The following is a 5,212-nucleotide window of genomic DNA, read 5'->3' as shown; positions in this document are numbered from 1 at the left end:
GCGGCGCGGCCTGACGCTGGTGGGCGACGGCGCCGTGCGCGTGGTCGCGGAGCCGCCGGAGAAGGCGAAGCGCGGCCTGGGAGCGCGGCGGCGCGCCCGCGCGGCGGGCGGCATCGCCGGGGAGATCGCCGACGCGCTGCGCACCGCGAAGCGGGAGGCGCGGCTGATCTCGCCCTATTTCGTGCCGGGTCACGCGGGGCTGGCGCTGCTGCTGGAGCTTGTGGCGCGCGGGGTGAAGGTCAGCGTGGTGACCAACTCGCTCGCCGCGACGGACGTTGTGGCGGTGCATGGCGGCTACATGCGCTACCGCCGCCCGCTGCTGCGCGCCGGCGTGACCATCCACGAGCTCAAGTCGGGCCCGACGGAAGAGGCGGCGAGCCTGTTCGGATCGCGCGGCGGGGCCGCGCTGCACACCAAGGCGCTGGTGGTGGACGGGCTGCGCGCCTTCGTCGGCAGCTTCAACATGGACCACCGCTCCGCCGCGCTGAACACGGAGATGGGCGCCTTCGTGCAGAACCCGATGGTGGCGCGCGAGGTGGCGGAGGAGCAGGTGCGGCTGATGGACCCGGCGGTGAGCTGGCGGCTGGAGCTGCGCGAGGGCCGGATCGCCTGGTGCGACGAGGTGGAGGGCCACCCGCGCGTGCTGCACGCCGAGCCCGGCGCATCCTGGCGGCGGACCGCGGTGGCCTGGCTGGCAAGCGTGCTGCCGGTGGAGGAGCAGCTCTAGCCCTGGCCGGTGTCAGTGCCGTAGCGTCCCCCCAGGAGGACACGACCATGGCGCTTTCCATCGGCCCGGCCGACCCGGCGCGGCCGGACTTCGTGGGCGAGGTCACCGGCATCGATCTCCGGCGGGAGATCACCGCGGGGGAGGCGGCGGCGATCGAGGACGGCATGGATCGCTACGCCGTGCTGGTGTTCCGCGGCCAGCCGATCGACGACGCGCAGCAGATCGCTTTCACCCGGCATTTCGGCCCGCTGGAGATGGCCACCGGCGATATCGCGCGCGCCGACCAGCGCCGCCTGGCGATGGAGGTGAACGACATCTCCAACCTGGAGCGCGACGGCACCGTGCTGGCGCGCGACGACCGGCGGCGGCTCTTCGCGCTGGGCAACATGCTCTGGCACAGCGACAGCAGCTTCAAGCCGACGCCGGCGAAATACTCGCTGCTGTCGGCGCGGGTCATCCCGGGCTCCGGCGGCAACACGGAATTCGCGGACATGCGCGCGGCCTGGGACGCGCTGGATGCGGAGATGCAGGCGATGGTGCGCGACCTCGTCTGCGAGCACACGCAGATCCATTCGCGCGGCACGCTCGGCTTCACCGAGTTCACCGACGAGGAGCGGGCGCGGTGGGCGCCGGTGCCGCAGCGCTTGGTGCGGCGGCATCCGCGCACCGGCCGCCTCTCGCTGTTCCTCTCGGCCCATGCCGGCGGGATCCGCGGCTGGCCGCGGCCGGAGGCGCTGATGCTGCTGCGCGACCTGACGGAGCATGCGACGCAGCGGCGGTTCGTGCACGCGCATGTCTGGCGGCCGCATGACCTGGTGATGTGGGACAACCGCGTGACGATGCACCGCGCGCGACGCGCCCCGCCCGACCAGGTGCGCGACCTGCACCGCACGACGGTGGCGGACAGCGCGCCGACGCTGGAGCAGGCGGCGTAGAGCCCGCCGCGCTCAATCGTCGTCGTCGTCGTCGCGGTCGCGCGGACGCGGGGCGTAGCCCCAGGGTAGGTAGGGGCGGTCGTCGCGCCAGGCGTCGCGCGGCTCGTGCCGCCAGCGCCGTGCATAGCCTTCGCGCCAGTGGTCCTGGCGCACCCAGCCCTGCCGGCCGTACCGGTCCTGCACCACAAAGGACTCGACGCGGCTGCAATGGCCGTCGGAGCAGTTGGAGGAGGAGTTGGAGGACTGGCTGCCCGCCAGCGCCGGCAGGGGCGCCAGCCAGAGCGCCATCAGGCCGGTGACGGCGGCGCGGCGGATCGGACGCATGGTTCGAACCTTCTGCTTCGTCATGCAGGAAGGCTCGCTGGGCGCGCGGGCGGCGGCAGGGCGCGGTCGCGGCAGGATCGTGGCAGCCGGTCACGCGCCCGTCACGGCGGCGCGACCGGCTGCGGCGGTCAGCCGGTGGGCTGCTTCACCAGGCGGATGTAGGGCTTGGGCGCGCGCCAGCCATCCGGGAACTTCTGCCGCGCCTCGTCATCCGACACGGCGGCCGTGATGATCACGTCCTGGCCCTGCTGCCAGTTGGCGGGGGTGGCGACCTTGTGCTTCGCGGTCAGCTGCAGGGAATCCAGCACGCGCAGGATTTCCGCGAAGTTGCGGCCGGTGCTCATCGGGTAGGACAGCACCAGCTTGATCAGCTTGTCGGGCCCGATCATGAAGACGTTGCGCACGGTGGCGTTGTCGTTCGGCGTGCGCCCTTCGGAGGTGGTGCCCGCATCGGCCGGCAGCATGCCGTACAGCTTCGACACCGCCAGGTCGCTGTCGCCGATCATCGGGTAGCTCGGGCGATGGCCCGTCACGTCCTGGATGTCCTGCGACCAGCGCTCATGCGCGGAGACGGGATCGACGCTCAGGCCGATGATCTTGCAGTTGCGCCTGGCGAATTCCGGCTCCAGCCCAGCCATGGTGCCGAGCTCCGTCGTGCAGACCGGCGTGAAGTCCTTGGGGTGGGAGAACAGCACGCACCAGGAATCGCCGATCCACTCATGGAAGCGGATGCGGCCGATGGTGGTGTCGGCCTCGAAATCGGGTGCCTTCTGGTTGATGAGCAGCGTCATGGTCCTTGCCTTCTCTCCTCTTGCCGTCCAGGTCGGTGCTGCGAAATACGCCATGCGCCACGCCAGCGGGTCAACGGCCCCGGGAGCGGCGAAGGCTAGCCGCGCTCCGTCACGCCGGTGGCAAAACCATCCACGAGCTCGCGTATTCGGGCGGGATCGGACTGTTCCATCACGCGACGCGCGAAGCGGGCGCAGTCGCCGATGTCCAAAGCGCGAACCGCCTGCTTCACGCGCGGGATGGCGCTCGCGTTCATCGACAGGCAGCGTATGCCGAGGCCCAGCAGCAGCGGCACCAGCCGCGGGTTGCCGGCCATCTCGCCGCAGATCGAGACGGGCATGCGCAGGCGCAGCGCGGCTTCCGTGCTGAACTGCATCAGCCGCAGCACCGCCGGGTGCAGCGGGTCGTAGAGATGCGCGACCTCGGCGTCGCCGCGATCGACGGCCAGGGTGTACATCGCCAGGTCGTTGGTGCCGATGGCGAAGAAGTCCGCCTCCAGCGCGATGGCGTCGGCCGCGAGCGCGGCGCCAGGCGTCTCGATCATGGCGCCGAGCTCGGGCAGCTTCTCCGGCAGCTTCTCGCCGCGGCGGCGCAGGCGGCGGGCCACGCGCTCGTAGATCTCGCGCGCGGCCTTCACCTCCTCCGGCACCGTCACCATCGGCAGCATCACGCGCACCGCGCCCTCCGGCGCGTGGGAGGCGACGCGGAGGATGGCGGCGAACTGCGCTTCCAGCAGCTCGGGCCGCTTCAGCAGCATGCGGATGCCACGGAGGCCGAGCGCCGGATTGGGCGAGATGTGGCTGGGCTCAATGCCCTCGGCCAGAGCCTCCATGTCCTTCTCGCCGCCCCAGTCGAGGACGCGGATGGTGACGGGATCGCCGTTCATCGCCTCGACGATCGGGCCATAGGCGGCGACCTGGTCGTCCTCGTCCGGCAGGTCCTCGCGGTTCATGAACAGGAACTCGGAGCGCAGCAGGCCGATGCCCTGCGCGCCGGCCTGGGCGATCAGCGGCAGCTCGGCCGGGATCTCCATGTTCGCCAGCAGCTCGACCAGCTCGCCGTCGGTGGTGATGGCGGGCAGCCGGCGGAGCTTGCCCAGCCGCTGCCGCTCCCGCGCATAGGCCGCAAGCTGGTCCCTGGCATGGCCGAGGGTGATCGTGGTGGGGTGCAGCGCGATGGTGCCGGCGGCGCCGTCCAGCACGGCGGCATCGCCGCGGCGCGCCGCTTCCGTCAGGCCGGGCGCGCCGAGCACGGCGGGAATGCCGAGGGCGCGCAGCATGATCGCGGTGTGGCCGTCCGCGCCGCCTTCCTCCGTCGCCACACCGGCGATGCGCGCAGGATCGAGCAGCGCGGCGTCGGCGGGAGTGAGCTCCTCGGCGACGAGGATCGCGCCTTCCGGCACGTCCTTGAAGCTGCGGAAGCCGGATTGCGTCAGGTTCCGCGTCAGGCGGCGCGCGATCTCCCGCACCTCCCCGGCGCGGCGGCGCAGCCCGGGCTTGTCGTCGTCCTTGGCCGCGAGGATGATATCGGCGATGGCGTCCGCCTCGTCGGCCACGGCGGTCTCGGCGGCCAGCAGCCCGTGCTCGATGCGCTTGCGCGCGCCGCGGATCAGGCGGCTGTCGCCGAGCATCAGCGCATAGGCGTCGAGCAGCGGCTCCAGCTCCTCCTGCGCTTCCTCCGGCAGGACGGAGAGGCGGGTCTTGAGCTTCGACACCTGCTTCTTGGAGGCAGCGACGGCCGCCGCCAGGCGGTGCTTCTCGGCGTCCACCTGCGCAGCGTCGATGGCGCGGCGCGGTGCCTCGCTCGGCGGCTCCGTGGTGTCGAAGACGGCGCCGATCGCCACCCCGGGCGCCACCGGGATGCCGCGGATCACGACCTCCTTGCTGCGGCGCGCGGCGCGGCGCTGGGCGGTCTCTCCGCCGGCCTTCGGTTCGGGCCGGTCGCTCCGCTCGGATTTCTCAGTCTTCATGGAAGCCGGCCTCGATCAGGCCGGCCACCGCCTCGAGAGCTTCCTTGGCGTCCCAGCCTTCGGCTTCGACCGTCACCTCGCTCCCCTGGCCGGCGCCGAGCATCATCAGGCCCATGATGGAGCAGGCCGGGACGCTCTGGCCGTGGCGCGAGACGTTGACGCAGGCGGAGAAGCGCTCCGCCACCCCCACCAGCTTAGCCGCGGCGCGCGCATGCAGGCCGCGGCTGTTGGTGATGCGCAGCGTGCGGCGCATCACCATGCCGCCCGAAGCGTCGCAGCCGCAGGCGCCGGCATCCACCGCCGCGGGGCCGAGTGCGGCTGCGGCGGGCTGCGCGCCGGCCTTCGCCTCGCCGCCATCATCGGGCCATTCGTTCATCGGTTTCTCCCGGTGCCCGTCGCGCCGAGCGGCGCCCGGGCGGTGGAGGCGGCGCGCGGCGCGCGGGCATTGGCATCCACCGGCGCCGCGCC

6 protein-coding genes are annotated in these 5,212 nt (G+C 72.3%); 2 read left to right on the top strand and 4 right to left on the bottom strand.

Annotated elements, in window-relative coordinates; translation table 11 throughout:
• On the top strand, positions 1–727 hold a 727-nt coding region (locus tag OZN99_RS24915), incomplete at its 5' end, for a phospholipase D-like domain-containing protein (protein WP_270937938.1).
• Between the two features lie 47 nt (positions 728–774).
• Positions 775–1,662 (top strand): TauD/TfdA dioxygenase family protein, encoded by an 888-nt coding sequence (locus OZN99_RS24910; protein ID WP_270937937.1) that lies wholly within the window; start codon positions 775–777, stop codon positions 1,660–1,662.
• Between the two features lie 12 nt (positions 1,663–1,674).
• Here the strand turns inward: OZN99_RS24910 and OZN99_RS24905 are convergent, their stop codons facing one another.
• The 4 genes from OZN99_RS24905 to OZN99_RS24890 all read right to left on the bottom strand — a co-directional run bounded on the left by OZN99_RS24905 (position 1,675) and on the right by OZN99_RS24890 (position 5,003).
• Complete coding sequence (locus OZN99_RS24905) at positions 1,675–1,986, bottom strand: hypothetical protein (RefSeq protein ID WP_270937936.1); 312 nt, start codon at positions 1,984–1,986, stop codon at positions 1,675–1,677.
• 128 nt (positions 1,987–2,114) lie between these two features.
• Positions 2,115–2,777: a peroxiredoxin gene (locus OZN99_RS24900; RefSeq protein ID WP_270937935.1), complete on the bottom strand. Its 663-nt coding sequence runs from the start codon at positions 2,775–2,777 to the stop codon at positions 2,115–2,117.
• A 95-nt stretch (positions 2,778–2,872) separates the two neighbouring features.
• The gene (gene ptsP / locus OZN99_RS24895; protein WP_270937934.1) at positions 2,873–4,744 is read right to left on the bottom strand and encodes a phosphoenolpyruvate--protein phosphotransferase; all 1,872 of its coding nucleotides are present in this window, start codon (positions 4,742–4,744) and stop codon (positions 2,873–2,875) included.
• Entirely contained in the window at positions 4,734–5,003 is a 270-nt protein-coding gene (locus OZN99_RS24890) for an HPr family phosphocarrier protein (protein ID WP_270937939.1), read from the bottom strand. Before OZN99_RS24890 ends, ptsP begins: the two co-directional genes overlap by 11 nt.
• Positions 5,004–5,212 lie beyond the last annotated feature (209 nt).

Origin of the sequence: Falsiroseomonas oryzae (assembly GCF_027856955.1) — a bacterium.
In the GTDB taxonomy this organism is placed as follows: Bacteria; Pseudomonadota; Alphaproteobacteria; order Acetobacterales; family Acetobacteraceae; genus Falsiroseomonas; species Falsiroseomonas oryzae.
Note: the sequence above shows the minus strand (reverse complement) of the source record. Positions and strands in the feature narration are given on the sequence as shown.